The sequence below is a fragment of the Psychrobacter sp. C 20.9 genome (assembly GCF_001921765.1).
In the GTDB taxonomy this organism is placed as follows: domain Bacteria; phylum Pseudomonadota; class Gammaproteobacteria; order Pseudomonadales; family Moraxellaceae; genus Psychrobacter; species Psychrobacter piscatorii_B.
Map to the genome: position 1 here is coordinate 11,874 of NZ_MRYC01000025.1, position 14,968 is coordinate 26,841.

Annotated in this window: 11 protein-coding genes; 7 read left to right on the forward strand and 4 right to left on the reverse strand. The window is 44.2% G+C overall.

From position 1 onward, the window contains the following. Positions 1-463: 463 nt before the first annotated feature. Positions 464-2,674, reverse strand: a complete 2,211-nt coding sequence (locus tag BTW00_RS12995; protein WP_075107750.1) for a carboxy terminal-processing peptidase — start codon at positions 2,672-2,674, stop codon at positions 464-466. A gap of 556 nt (positions 2,675-3,230) precedes the next feature. On the opposite strand from BTW00_RS12995, the gene nagZ reads away from it, so the two are divergent. Next, positions 3,231-4,316 carry a beta-N-acetylhexosaminidase gene (gene nagZ, locus BTW00_RS13000; RefSeq protein WP_058024246.1) on the forward strand — a complete coding sequence of 362 codons (1,086 nt, stop codon included), beginning with the start codon at positions 3,231-3,233 and terminating at the stop codon, positions 4,314-4,316. A gap of 153 nt (positions 4,317-4,469) precedes the next feature. Here the strand turns inward: nagZ and BTW00_RS13005 are convergent, their stop codons facing one another. Further along, on the reverse strand, positions 4,470-6,062 hold the full coding sequence (locus BTW00_RS13005) for an OmpA family protein (protein WP_075107751.1): 1,593 nt from the start codon (positions 6,060-6,062) through the stop codon (positions 4,470-4,472). A gap of 458 nt (positions 6,063-6,520) precedes the next feature. After that, complete coding sequence (locus tag BTW00_RS13010) at positions 6,521-8,143, reverse strand: hypothetical protein (RefSeq protein WP_075107752.1); 1,623 nt, start codon at positions 8,141-8,143, stop codon at positions 6,521-6,523. Positions 8,144-8,557: 414 nt separating this feature from the next. On the opposite strand from BTW00_RS13010, the gene BTW00_RS13015 reads away from it, so the two are divergent. The 6 genes from BTW00_RS13015 (at position 8,558) to BTW00_RS13040 (ending at position 13,719) form a co-directional block, all read left to right on the forward strand. Continuing rightward, a complete protein-coding gene (locus BTW00_RS13015) occupies positions 8,558-9,166 on the forward strand; it encodes a rhomboid family intramembrane serine protease (RefSeq protein WP_058024243.1) in 609 nt (202 codons plus the stop codon). 83 nt (positions 9,167-9,249) lie between these two features. Beyond that, positions 9,250-10,215, forward strand: coding sequence for a metallophosphoesterase (locus BTW00_RS13020; RefSeq protein WP_075107753.1), 966 nt, complete (start codon positions 9,250-9,252; stop codon positions 10,213-10,215). 99 nt (positions 10,216-10,314) lie between these two features. Next, positions 10,315-10,866 carry a 5-(carboxyamino)imidazole ribonucleotide mutase gene (purE, locus tag BTW00_RS13025; protein WP_075107754.1) on the forward strand — a complete coding sequence of 184 codons (552 nt, stop codon included), beginning with the start codon at positions 10,315-10,317 and terminating at the stop codon, positions 10,864-10,866. 198 nt (positions 10,867-11,064) lie between these two features. After that, the gene (locus BTW00_RS13030; RefSeq protein WP_075107755.1) at positions 11,065-12,393 is read left to right on the forward strand and encodes a 5-(carboxyamino)imidazole ribonucleotide synthase; all 1,329 of its coding nucleotides are present in this window, start codon (positions 11,065-11,067) and stop codon (positions 12,391-12,393) included. Next, positions 12,393-12,842 (forward strand): DUF188 domain-containing protein, encoded by a 450-nt coding sequence (locus BTW00_RS13035; RefSeq protein ID WP_075107756.1) that lies wholly within the window; start codon positions 12,393-12,395, stop codon positions 12,840-12,842. Before BTW00_RS13030 ends, BTW00_RS13035 begins: the two co-directional genes overlap by 1 nt. 235 nt (positions 12,843-13,077) lie before the next feature. Next, positions 13,078-13,719, forward strand: coding sequence for an NAD(P)H-binding protein (locus BTW00_RS13040; RefSeq protein WP_075107757.1), 642 nt, complete (start codon positions 13,078-13,080; stop codon positions 13,717-13,719). Between the two features lie 160 nt (positions 13,720-13,879). Here the strand turns inward: BTW00_RS13040 and epmA are convergent, their stop codons facing one another. Then, the gene (gene epmA / locus BTW00_RS13045; protein ID WP_075107758.1) at positions 13,880-14,896 is read right to left on the reverse strand and encodes an EF-P lysine aminoacylase EpmA; all 1,017 of its coding nucleotides are present in this window, start codon (positions 14,894-14,896) and stop codon (positions 13,880-13,882) included. Between the last annotated feature and the right edge of the window lie 72 nt (positions 14,897-14,968).

A 14,968-nucleotide genomic window follows, 5' to 3' on the forward strand; every position in this document is an offset into this window, starting at 1 on the left:
GGCCTTTTTTTATGTCTGTCATAAATGCTGATTGATTAGATGTAGATAAAAAGAGCGTTCTAACAATGAAGCATTCATTGCGCTTCTGTGAGCATCCTTAAGCTCAATAGCCATTCTCACAAATCTATCAAAGAAGCGTAAGCTAGCGCCAGAAATAACTCTTAGATCCAGACATAACAAAGCCGCATAACGACAATCGTCATGCGGCTTTTATTACCAACCATCCATGTTAGCGTTATGTGATACCTAATCCCGGGGTATCTCATAACTGACAGGCATCCAGCCTTATCATCCCTAATCAGCAAACCACTTATCCCTGATGCGACCTTTAAGATACCAATCCCTAGTATCAATGAATCGTGCCGTACAGTTATAATCGCAGATTGTCCTATCACTAGTAAGTGGTCTAAACGTCAATCCATGTAAGCATATGCTTACATGGACATAATGGGTACTTGAGAATCTATAGCTTCTCTTCAGGGCTGAGCAGTTTTTTGGGTTCAGCACTTAGCATTAGGTAGGCCGCTTCATTAATAAAGGCTTCATCTTCTGGCAGCTCTGGACGCTCAGCAGCTTTCATACGGCTACGCTCTTCAAACTTTGCATCCATCGCGGCCTGATACGTATTCCAATTAGAATAGGGGCGTTCACCAGTAGCAATCAGACGTCTATTTTCAGCTTCTAAAGACCGTTTTTCAATCAGCTGCATTTTGGCGCGGCGGCTGTTAATATCTAAACGAACTGGTTTTTTCTCATCATCCATATTACGAATATCATTCAGCGTTGATAGATACACAAACTGCGGATTTTTCTCTTGGCGAATCTTAGACTGCTGATTGAGCGTCGCTAGTGTATTACTAGTGAACTTCCCTTCAGGCTTATAAGGCGCCGTTCTGATGGTATCCCAAGGCAAGGCTTTTTTCTGGGCGCGTTCGCCAAAGGTCGCATCATCATAGATATTGACCAATTCAACATCAGGTACCACGCCTTTATTCTGCGTACTACCACCTGTGATACGGTAAAATTTACGCTGAGTTAAAGTTGCAGAACCTAGCGCCAAGCTATCCAGTTGAATCTGCGCAGAGCCTTTACCTGTCGTTGTGCTACCAACCACCAATCCACGACCATAATCCTGAATAGCAGCGGCAAAAATTTCACTGGCTGAGGCCGATGCTAGGTTGGTTAGGACGACCATTTTTCCGTCATAGAGCTGCTCGCCGCCATCATTATCGCGGTACACTTGGACATTGCCGCGGTTATCACGAATCTGTACCAATGGACCGCTTTTAATAAAGAATCCTAGCATTTTGGCAACTTCATCTAACGAGCCACCAGGGTTGTTGCGCAAATCCACCACGAGCCCATCGATATTTTCTTCGTTCAATTTTTTTAACGCTTTTTCAGTATCGATACTGACACTACGGTAGTCCTCGCCATTACGGCGCGCACGATAGTTCAGATAAAAGCTCGGTATCTCAAGAACACCAATTCGTTTTGGTGTTTTGTCGATATTAGGACGCTGCACCTCGACCACTCGCTGCGTCACGCCTGATTCTTCTTGCTGGATAATATCACGCACCACAGTGACCGTACGGGCACTGGCATCTGGCGTATTAGGTTGACGCAGCTTGAGCGTGACCGATGTACCGCGCTTACCACGAATCAAGCTGACGATCTCACGCGTTGACCAGCCAACCACGTCCGTCATGGTTTCGCCATCTTTTGCGATACCCACGATCAAGTCATTGGGCTTAATTTGGCCAGACTTGGCGGCTGGGCCACCATCTACCAAGGTCACGATACGGGTGTAATCTGGGTTTTTACGATCAGGACGAATAGAGACACCGATACCCTCTAGCTGCAAACTCGACTGAATCTGCAGCTCAGTTGCCTGAATCGGCGCATAGTAGTTACTGTGCGGATCATAGGTCAGCATGGCGGTGTTTAGAATCGTCTCCATGATTTCATCATCTTTGAGACGCTTAAACTGCTCTTGCTGACGCGACAAACGATTTTGCAAAATCTCATTTGGCGTACGTTCATCGTTGCGTACCAAGTCCTGTCCACGAGTGATATCTGGATTGCTTAAAAACACTTTTTCTTTGGCTTTTTCGTCTTCTTGTCCCAGCGTAATACTCATCAGCTGAAACTTTAGCTGACGTTCCCAATAGTCACGCTGCTCTTTTTTGGTTTTGAAATGTCCGAGCTTTTCACGATCAAGAATGATGGTGTCATCACCGGTCAAATCAATATCTTTCTTGAGCATCTTGGTTGCCATGGCAAAGTATTCGTTTGAGCGTTTGCGATAACGATCAAAGACTTCTACCCCTGCGGATAGGTCGCCTTGCTTGAGGCGAGCGCCAAAATCATCAGCGTGCTTTTTCTTCAGCTCATCGACATCAGATTGCAAAAACAAGGTATGGTTTGGATCGAGACTATCAATATACATTGATAAGATTTCGCTACCGGTTTTACTATCTAATGGCTGATTAAGGTAATGACTGCGATCCAGCAAAGCGGCAACTTGGCGAGTAGTGACCTTTTGCTCAGGTGTCTGAACAAAACTTCCCGTATTGGTTTCTGCTACGGCAGTACCGTAGCTTTGTGTCAGGATAATACCGGCGATGCCCACTGACGCTGCACTGAGTAACCACTGTGCTGGTTGTTTTTTCATCATATGTACCTAGTTATTTGAAGTTAGTGATATTATTTGTGTTATAAAAATTAAAAACTGCTGAATGTATTATTGCCCATGACTGTCGTCTGTTTTTGCTCAATGTCTGTCTTACTTTGCCTTAGCTTACTTATTACTATGAGCTTACAACGCTATAGCTTTATTATTCCGTCGCCTTTATATATAGATTCTGAATAATATATAGATTCTGAGTACAGATTCTGACGCTTATTATCGAATCCTGATATATAGTCAAAAATCAATATTATCATGTGCATAAATACTGAACTGTCTCAAACTGTATAAGCAATCTTACACGCAACGCCTGCACATACCAAACTTTCTCTCACTTTTATCACACATAGCGACTTAAGGCTATTAGCATTAATTCGCCGACTATCCACAAATTGATTTGATGCCAATAATCTGCCACATTAGGCTCAATTGATAATAACTGTCATAATAAAGTGCATGAGTAATGACTGCTAAGCGATTGGACATCGATGATCGGTCAACCCCATAATATAACAATACACAAAAAAATAAGGATGACGCAATGTACGGCGTTTTAATGATTGATATCGATAATACCGCACTGACCGCAGAAGACGTCAGCTTGATCAAACAAGCACAGATTGGCGGGGTCATATTGTTTGGACGCAACGTCGCTGATGCAGCCCAAGTACGCGCATTATGTGACGATATCCGGTACCACAACCCAGATATATTAATCGGTGTCGATCAAGAAGGCGGACGAGTCGCACGGCTGCGTGAAGGGTTCACACCGCTACCTGCTATGGGTAGGCTTGGAGAGTTATTCAATCACGATCCAAGCCGTGCGCTCAGCTGCGCATATGACTGTGGCTATCTGATGGCAGCCGAAGTGATGGCAGTAGGTATTGATTTGAGCTTTGCGCCTGTGCTGGATAGAGATGGTATCAGCCAAGTTATCGGTGACCGTAGCTTTCATCAGGAGCCACAAGCAATCGTTGCCCTAGCCACGCAGTTTATGCGCGGCATGAAAGCGGCTGGCATGGCCACTACTGGCAAGCATTTCCCTGGTCATGGCGCTATCGCTCCTGACTCTCATGTATCAGAGGCCATCGATACACGTAGCTTGGACGAGATCATCAATAGTGACATGCAACCCTTTACACAAACGCTGTCACTGCTTGACGCCCTGATGCCCGCCCATGTGATTTTTTCGCAAGTAGATAATCGGCCCGCTGGATTTTCTAAAATTTGGCTAAAAGACATTATTCGTGATCAGCTCGCGTTCGATGGTGTGCTTTTCTCTGATGATTTATCAATGGCAGGGGCAAAGGCCGCTGGCGATGTCAGCGCGCGCGTAAAAGCTGCCATTGAAGCTGGTTGCGATATTGCACTGGTGTGTAACGATCGTGTTGCCGCTCATGAAGCGGCGGCGGCAGCGCAAGAACTACCCTATCCTAACCAGAAGCGTATCAAAACCATGTGCGGCAATATACCAAAGTGGCAAGGTGATCTTGAGTCTACTTGCCAGCAGTTTGATTATTGGCAACAAGCAAAGAACAATGTCACTCAGAGCTTTTTTAACGTTGAGTCTGATACACAAGTTGATAAACCTGCCAATGAATCAAAAGACCCTACTGATTATAAGTAGCCTTGTATTCATACGAAACCGTTGAAAAATTTGGCAAATAAAAAACCGCATCGTTATGAACTGCCCCATAAGTTGGACACAACTTACGGGGGTCGGTTCACGTTAAGGTGCGGTTTTTTAGACTTAACTACTATTAAATTAGATGATTTTTGATTAATTCGTTGGATCTACCGCAGTACCTTGAGTCGCATCATCGCCATCAGGCAACAAATCATCATTATTGCTGTCTAGCGGATTCAAATCTGGGTCAAGCGAGTCGCTGTTGATGATCATGTCATCATTCAGATCGACCATTTTGTCATTGACCATAAACTCAATCCGGCGATTACGGAAACGCCCCTGTTCAGTTGAGTTATCAGCGATAGGATCTGTTTCACCCATACCTTTTGTACTAAGTTTGCTCGCATCAACACCTTGAGCCGCCAGATAATCTTTTACCGACTCAGCACGCTCACGAGACAACTCCATGTTGTAAGCATCCGATGCTTGGCTATCTGTATGACCGATAATCATCAGGTTCATGTCAGGCACTTCATTGATGATTTTTGCAGCACGATCAAGAATGGTTTTATTGACATCAGGGATGACAGCTTCATCCACTTGGAAGTTGATAACTTGAAGGCTCAGAGCACGCGCGACATCACGTGGGTCTGGATCGTCACCGAGATTGGTCATTGCAGCATCTGCTGCCGCCACACTCTCGTCAATCTCACCTTGCAGATCTAATGGACCTTCAGCTTCTACCATCATCGCTGGTGCAGCGGCTTGTAGATCAGTCACCAATTGGGCCAATGCCGCATCATCAGGTGCATTGACCGTGATGGTATCGCCTTTAATCACCATGCTAGCATTCGGTACATTTTTGACGATCGGCAATATCGTAGTAAGCTGTGCAGCAGCTGGCATATCTATGGCAAAATTATCATCGACATCAGCGCGGCACTTATTGGCTTCATCGCCGAATGCGCCAGTTAGTGCATTCATTACATTGGTCTGTAGCGTCTCGTTGCCTACGCTCATGCGGCAAGCGTATAGCTCACCATTTTCGCCAGTGGCGATACGGAGTGAGGCAGGCTCGATGTCAGTTGCTACTACTGCTTGCTTATTACCTTGCTCGTCTTGCTGCGCGGTAGCCATCGGCGTAGCAACAGGCTCAGGGTTCTCCTGACAGCCTCTTAATAAAGCCCAAGCCAATGCACCCAAAATAATCAAACCGATAATCGGTAATAGGGCTTTCATAAAGCTGCCTTGTGGCTCTTTTTCTTTCTGTAGTGGCGCGGTACTGACCGTATCGGATATAGGCGCCGCAGCAGGAGTGGCTGCAATGGCACTCGCAGGTAAGACAGCCCCCGCCCATGCAGGGATATGATGCTGATAACTGTTGAGATTGTCATTGAGAAATTGCGGTACAGGGGTAGTACCAGCCAAGCTTTTGATTTCGTGAAAAGCAAGCGGCGCTGCCATAGCAATCAGACCACGAGAAGCTGTCTCATCGACACCATGTGCATTAGCGAGCTCACGAGAGATTTGGTCACGGTGAGCCCCTTCTGTCCATACACGATCATAAAAAGAGCTATCATCACGAGCGATATTTTCATTAGCAAAACGGCTATAGGTATCATTATTCGCGAGGCGAGCAGCAAAAATTGCATAAAATTGCTCAAGTAGATTTTGCTTAGCAGGACTATGATCGTCTGCTAATACGGCTGGGCTGACTGTGCGTGTCAAATGACTGATAATATCCATAATATAATTCTCCTATTAACTTTTATTGGTAGCATTGAATGGCTTAACCTATAAAATTATTTAATATTCTGCGTTTATTTAATTCAAAAAATGTCTTTGTAAGAACCTTTTTTACCTGATAAGTATATTTATTCATAAACATTATAAAATTGTTAAGTCTGTATTTACAGTCGCCGCGTTGTTGTGCAAATGATACATTAAGTAATATTTGAGCCTGTACGCGTAACTACCAGTGCATTCAGGTACAAGTTAATAACAATTGAATCATGGTTAGAGTCGCTCATTCTCTAATCTGCATACAATGAATATGAAAAAGAGCGAAATAATTATCAAAAAAAAGCGCTATGAGACATTCATACCGCTTTTTTACTTAATATACAGAGCATTTATAAAAGGCCACTCAGACTAAGTGTATTCGATTGTCTCGCCTGATATGTTTGCTCATATAATATACCTGCTTATCTGACTTGTGCCGGTTCTGCAACGATGACACTGCTCGCCATGTCATCTACTTCTGACTCAGAAATAGGGCCTGACGGTCTGCTCGGTCTATTACTACTAGAAGGGACGTTGCTAGGAATATTACTTGGAACATTGGCAGGTACGTTGTTGGAATTATTATTAAATCCATCATTATTGTTAGGTAGTGGCGCAGGTATCACGCGATCACCTGTGTCATCATCAGCGGCTTGATATTCTCCAGTACCATTGCTCATACCGTCATTACTGTATTGGTTATTAGCGTCTGTTCCATCGCCGAGTTGATTGTTTACGCCATTAGTGCCAGCCATACCATATGTCTTATCACCATTACTGTTGTTAGGCAGTGGCAATGGCGCAGAACTATCGACTGCCATGGTTGGTGCTAAACTACGTACGTTTGTGACCAATTGTTGTAGTAGCATGTCATCCGGCGCCTCTACTGTCAGACGATCGTTTTGTAAGTGTAGACGGGCGAACGGTGTCGATCTGAGCATGGTCAGAACATTGGGCAATATCTCCGCAGGCATGTTTGCGATAGTAGTTGCTATTCCATTCTGTACGGTAAATTCACATATACTCGCCTGCTCACCAAAGCTCGTATTGAGTGCCTGTTGTAAAGAGCTTTGTAGCGCTGCATCACCGACCGTCGCGCTACAAGTATAGAGGTTGCCACTATCATCTACGCCAACGATGAACTCGATGGGAGTCATCGTTGGTGCTGGTGCTGGAGTAACCACAGGCGCGACAGCAACCGGTTCTACTGGTAGGTCACTTTTGGGTTTTATTAATAATGCCCAAGCAGCCAATGCCATCGCAGCCAGTGCTACTATCAATAAAAATACTCGCACCAGTAGGTCGTTTCGCTGATTGCGAGTGCGCACGCGCTCTCGCTTGATGTTACTATTTTCTGCCAAGTGATGAGCTGCTGGACTGGCATGGATAGCGTCATTACTGTCACCAAAATGCTCATCGTCATTTAATGCGTCAGTAGCGCTTATATTAGCGTTTTCCACATAAGCGGCTGTAGTAGCTGTCGTTGCAGCGACTGCGTCAGTACTTAGATCAGGCTCACTAAGTTTAGTCGGTACGGTATCACTTGATGGCGCGATACCATTATCTGCGACAAAGTTTGACATTGATTCGTGTCCAGCGCCTTGAGTAGCAGTGATAACGGACGCTGACCATATAGGTAAATATGGGCGCAGCGTCGACTGCTCTCCTTGCAAGAATGCTGGCAAAAACTGTCCATTGGCCAAAACCTTTAGCTCACGATATGCTAAGGATGCTGCATTAATTAGCAATTGAGCAGTGATCGACTCATCAATATGATGCGCGGCTGACAGCTCTTGGATAATCGTTTTTTGTAGTACTTGGTCTTGCCATAGCTGCTCAAATAAAGGCCGCTCGGCAATACTGTCATTAGCCATCACCTGATCGTTACGAAGTAGTTGCGAGTAGACCTGTGGCACCGCTAAGCGCGTGGCTAAAATGGCATAAAACTGCTCAAGCAAGCTGATATAAGCCACGCTATCACTACGATTATGCTCGCCCAATATAGCGGGGGTAACGGTCTGTTCTAATTGATCGATAATACTCATGGATCACTGCCTCTCTCGACTTTTTAAATCCGCAAAAATTAAGCACTTATTGTTCGTTGTATATATGGCTACTTGTCCTGAAACTGTCAAGCGTTCTTTAGCAGCATCGACGTCTATATAGCGGTTTCACTTATCTCACATGATACACTGCTACATTACTCACTATAAAAGCATAAAAATGCATCGTTTTGTCACATAATAGATATCTGTATCAGCATAACTGCTGTTAGTATTAACTAATTACGTTACGAGCAACTTGAACTTGGTATCAATATATTAACTTAGTATCAATATATTAATTAATGGTCATATTTGTTTTTACTCAGCCCTAACGCTTAGGCTTTGAACATTGTCATTTATCGCATTGCCATTTATTGCATTGTCACCTATCAGGCGCGGCCTAAGGATTTTCCTTTGTTAAACCATACGACCCTTATTATCATCATTACTGTTATTGTCAGCTTATTAGCATGGCAAAACAAGAAATTACTCAACCGTCTTATCTTTTATCCACCCGCTGTAAATAACGGACAATGGGATCGTTTTGTCACGCATGGCTTTATTCATGCCGACAGTATGCATCTGCTATTCAACATGTTTACGTTATACTTCTTTGGCCGGGCTATTGAAGGGCTATATCGTTCATTTTTGTTCGGCTATGGTTTTGTGGTTTTTTATGTATTGGCTATTGTTGTTGCCATGATTCCAAGCTACCTTAAAAATAAAGACAATGCCAGTTACTTAAGTCTTGGGGCATCAGGCGGTGTGTCGGCAGTCTTATTTGCCTTTATTTTGCTAGCACCGTGGGAGCGAATTTACTTATTTGCCATTATTCCTATTCCTGCGATACTGTTTGCCGTCGCTTATGTATTTTATAGTATTTACGCGGACAAACGCGGTGGCTCAAAAATCAATCATATGGCACATATGTGGGGCGGCGCATTTGGCGTCATTGCTACGATTATTTTAGAGCCTAAAGTACTACCCCATTTTATAAATGCTTTATTGTCGCCTGGTTTTTAAACTGTTTTCTCAAATAGAAATTCTTTGAATCAGGACAATTAAGCAAGTTGCTTACTTTTACATTTGAGATTTAATACTTCATTATGATTATAGATATTATCGGTGATATTCATGGTTATGCAGACAAGCTCGTTGGTTTATTAAATCAACTGGGCTACGAGCATAACGGTCAGCATTTTGTGCCACCAGCAGGTCACAGGGCCTTATTCATTGGCGATTTGATTGACCGTGGGTCGCAGCAACTGGCGACATTAGAGATTGTCTTTGCGATGTTAGACGCAGACGTGGCCGATGCGGTGATGGGCAATCATGAATACAATGCCTTGGCTTATGCTACGCTCGATCCTGAGGATTCTAGCCAGTATCTGCGCTCACATAATGCGGTACATCAACGCCAACATGAAGCATTTTTGGCAGAGATACCGTTCGGCTCAGAGCAGCACGAATACTGGTTGCAGCGCTTATATGAGATACCTCTGTGGATTGAGACAGATTATGCCTGTTTCGTCCATGCTTGCTGGGATGTAGATAGCATGGCGGTTCTAGAGCCACTGCTGACGGATAATAACTGCCTAACCTCTGAAGGTCTAATCGCAACCGCTAAAGAAGATACTATCGCTTTTGATGCTTTAGAGCGTGTACTAAAAGGGGTCGAGACGGGCTTGCCTGATGGTATTGTGATAGTAGATAAAGAAGGCACTGAACGCAGACGAGTACGGGTGCGTTGGTGGCTTGATGCGTTGAACCAGCGCACGCTTCGTGAGGTCGCTCGTGCCCCCACATCGGCGCTGGCACAGATACCAGTAGAGGCACTGGCTGAAAATATTGACTTTGCGATTCAAACTCACAAACCTGTATTTGTCGGTCACTATTGGCTCACGGGCACGCCTGAGCCACTCAGTCCACAAGTCGCCTGTACTGATTATTCGGCAGCGGTAGATAGTGGCTACTTGACTTGCTATCAGTTGGATACCGAACGGCCATTACCACTGACAGCTTCTCGCTTTGTGCAGCATTATCATGACAAAAAAGCAGAGATAAACCAGTGATATAAATGCTATTAACACCATATCATTATTAAAAGTCAAACTTGGCTTTACGAGTGTAGCAAAATTTTTGTATGATGGTCTTTTTGAGGATATCCAATCATGAGCACCACCAATACTGCGGCTAACCAGAACGGTCCAATCACCTCCCCTGCTGGTCAACCAAAAGTCGGCATTATTATGGGTTCGCAATCTGATTGGGCAACTATGAGTGCTGCTGCGCAATTGCTTGCAGACTTTGACATTGCTTTTGATTGTGAAGTTGTCTCTGCACACCGTACGCCTGACAGATTATTTGATTATGCCAAAAGCGCAAAAGATAATGGTCTACAAGTGATCATTGCTGGTGCAGGCGGTGCCGCTCATCTCCCAGGTATGTGTGCCAGTCAAACGCCGCTACCTGTCTTTGGTGTCCCTGTAAAATCATCTATGCTGAGCGGTTGGGATAGTCTACTGTCTATCGTACAAATGCCAAAAGGCGTCGCTGTTGGTACTTTGGCGATTGGTACTGCTGGTGCTTATAATGCTGCTCTACTTGCAATTCAAGTATTGGCATTGCATGATGATACGATCGCTACCAAGCTTGATCAAATGCGCCAGTCTCAGACTGAGACTATTCTTGCTAGCCCAACACCAGGTATTATCAATCCTTAGATAAATATAAAATGACCTACTTTTATAGCAGCGTCTTTTATATTGATAGCTTACCGATTGAAGCTATCAATATATAATTTTTAAGAAATTCCGATTAGAGATAAGGTGCCTATAGTGCACCTTTTCCTATTTTCACCCATTGCGTTTTAAATTGTAATACAACACAGACCTCATTCACTTTTATTCAAAGAGCCTTTCATGACTACAGCAAACGCTTATCCTGTTACCCAAACCATTCGTACCATCGGTATTTTAGGCGGTGGTCAGCTTGGTATGATGCTTGCCGAAGCCGCGATGCCACTTGGTTATCAATGCGTGTTTTTAGAAGACAATTCAGAATGCCCTGCCAGCCTATATGGTCGCGTGTTTCATAGCGATCAACTAACAGACTTTATCGCAGCCGCTGATGTATTTACCTTAGAGTTCGAGAACACACCAACGTCTACGGTCGAGCAATTAACGAGCTTGTCAAAATCTGGCAGCAAGCAAGGTATGTTCCCACCACTGATTGCGCTTGATATCGCCCAAGACCGTCTAAAAGAAAAGCAGATGTTCAATACGCTCGATATTGCCACCGTGCCATTTATGGAAGTTCATTCTGAAGCTGAGTTAAAACAAGCTTGTGAAGCGTTAGGCTTGCCTATCGTTTTGAAAACCAGCCGCGGTGGCTACGATGGTAAAGGTCAGTTCGTGATCAAACAAGACAATGATATTAAAACTGCTTGGCTTGCGCTAAAAGACGCGGTCAGTGGCAAAGGGTCACTCACGCCAACGCCTGCGCCACTGATTGCTGAAGGCTTCATTAACTTTAATCGTGAAGTCTCTATCATTGCCGCAAGAGCGCAAAATGGTCAGATACGCTGTTATGATTTGGTCGAAAACCATCATCATCACGGTATTTTGGCAAAAACTCAAGCTCCTGCGGTCGGTACCAGCCACTTGCTCCAGCAGGCAACAGACGCCATCACAAAGATCATGAACCATCTAGACTATGTGGGCATCATGGCACTTGAGCTGTTTGTCACCAAAGATGCTCGCGGTCATACCACGATACTGGCCAATGAAATCGCACCACGTGTACACAACTCTGGCCACTGGAGCATCGAAGGCGCGGTTACTAGCCAGTTTGAAAACCATATCCGTGCTGTGGTCAACTTACCACTCGGTGATACGGACAACGTCCATCCAGCGATTATGGTCAACGTACTTGGCCAATATCCTGATATCAGTGCCGTGCTAAATATCGATGGCGCTCACTATCATAGCTATCATAAAGCCGAGCGTGACGATCGTAAAATTGCTCATATTACCTTGATGCCTAATGACGTGACTGACTTAGAATCCGCTATGGCAAAGCTGGTTGCCGTATTGCCAAATAAAGTGGGTTTAGACAAAGAGTACGCGAATATCGATACTCAATCTAATACCGCAGATGCTGCAGCTAAAAACGATGTCTTAGAAGATAACAGTGGTGAAGCAGACAGTCTGGCAGAGTTGTCGCCAAAGACAGAAAAGGCGAAGAAATAATGCAAATTTGGGTGGATGCCGACTCCGTACCATTAATCGCCAAAGATTTGATTATCAAAACGGCTGAACGCACCAAGACGATGGCGATATTCGTCGCCAACCAGCCAATCAAACTACGCAAATCTCCTCTGCTCATCATGACGGTTGTGCCATCAGGGTTTGACAAGGCTGATGATTATATCGTCGAGCAGATACAGGCAGGCGACTTGGCGATTACGAGTGATATTCCCTTGGCCAATGATATTTTGGACAAAGGCGGCTTGGTGCTAACCACACGCGGCGTGATCTATGACAAAAATAACATCAAACAAAAGCTCAATATGCGCGATTTTATGGACACCATGCGCGGCACTGGTGTCCTAGAGCTGCAAGAAATGAGCGGTCAAAAACCCTACGGCGACCGCGATAAAAAAGCTTTTGCCGACGGTCTGAATCGCTTAGTTCGTTAGTACGCTTTATCATCCTATCCGACACTGACCTGCTTACCACTTATTAAAACGATGTCTTCTAAGTGACATATGTCTCCTTGCAAACTGTATACACTCTATAACCAAAACCTATTCAATCAGCACGCTTTATAACGAAGCGTGTTGCCTATCTTTGTTAGGATACAGTCAGTTTTTGAGATAAACACATTCACTGAATCACTTAAATAACAGAACTCAAATAAAAATAGGAATGATTATGAAAATTTTAGTCGTTGGTGCCAGTGGCCGTGTCGGTGGTGAATTGGTTAAGCAATTATTAGCTGACGAACATCAAGTAATTGGTACGACTCGCCAAGAAAAAAAGCTGTTTGACAATGACAGCTATACTCAGCTAGATTTGGATATTACCGCCAGCAAAGAGTCTATCGAGAAACAACTGGATCAAGATATTGATGCTGTCTATTTTGTTGCAGGATCTGGTGGTAAAGATGTATTAGAGGTCGACTTACACGGTGCAGTAAAAACCATGCAAGCCGCGCAAGACAAAGGTATCAAACGCTATATTATGCTTAGCTCTGTCTTTTCGCTAGAAACTGAGAAATGGGATAACAACCCTAACATTGCAGATCTAAAAGACTACTATATCTCTAAGCATTACGCTGATTATTGGCTCGTGAATAATAGCTCACTCGACTATACAATCGTACAGCCGGGTGCACTGAAAGAGCGTGACGGTACAGGCAAAATCACTATCAATGATACCAGCTCTGGTGAAAATGCTATTGAAGATGTCGCGACGACGCTGGCATCTGTCCTAACCGCCGATAATACTATTGGAAAAGTATTCAACTTGCACAATGGTGATATCGACATCAATGAAGCCATTGCTACAGTATAAACCATCACTATTTAGATAGATTTGACTGCCAAGCTATAACTACGTAAGTCAAATCACTGAATCAGATTATAAAAAAGGTCGTTATCGATTCGCCAATATTTAATTGGTAAATCGGTAACGACCTTTTTTCTTGCTGCTATGAATAAAAACTATCTGTTGGTTATGCTTGACCGCTCGGAAAAGCAATCACTTCCTCTAAAGTTTTTGCGCCCGTTATCACCATGAGCAATCGATCAACACCGACCGCAATACCGCTACAAGGGATCAAATCATCAGATGCAGCAATTAAATGCTCATCAATCGGCATTTGCGGCAGATGATGACGCTGGCGTAATTGATTGTCTTGCTCAAAACGTGCTCGCAATGCTGGACCATCTGCCAGCTCATCATAGGCATTGGCAATCTCAATCCCATTGATATACAGCTCAAAGCGTTTCGCTATTTTATTGCCTTCTTTATCTAGCGCTGTCTTTGCCAATGCGGCTGTCGCAGGTGGATATTCTATGATCAGTGTCGGCAAATCATGTCCCAAATTTGGCTCTACTGCATGACTAAATAGTAAGTCTAACCAGTTCTGACGACGGTTTTCTTCGCTATCATCAGCATCATTAAAATCAAACCCTATCAGCCCTCTATCTTCTGCTACCGCTTGGAGCGCAGATAGGCTCGCTGTCAGTGGATGTATACCAACAAAATCCATAAAAGCATCGACATAGCGATAATGGCTCATCACCATTGGATGACCATACAGCGCCGTAAGTAACTCATTAAGCTCACCTGCCATATCATCGAGGCTGTAATTGGGCTGGTACCACTCTAACATCGTAAATTCGATATTATGACGCACGCCTATCTCATTATCCCGAAAGACAGGACAAATCTGATAAATAGGCACTTGCCAGCTAGCCAATAAACGCTTCATCGCAAACTCAGGAGACGTATGCAAATAATAAGTACTAGGACGATCTTGATAGGTCACGTGCGCTGCCACTGATTGCAAAAAAGTGTCGGTGTTCCCCGCTTGCGATAAAAGCGGCGTATGTACTTCCAGTACCTGACGACTGATAAAAAACTGGCGAATATCACCGATAAACTTGGCGCGTTGTTGTGCCATTGCCAGTGTCATGGTGGGTGCGTAGTTAGGTTGATGACTAGATGTACTGCTTGATTGGCTCATGACTGTCTACCGTGATTCATAAATAATAATGCCTCAATGACGTAGATTATTTATGTTTTTAAGAATAGTATT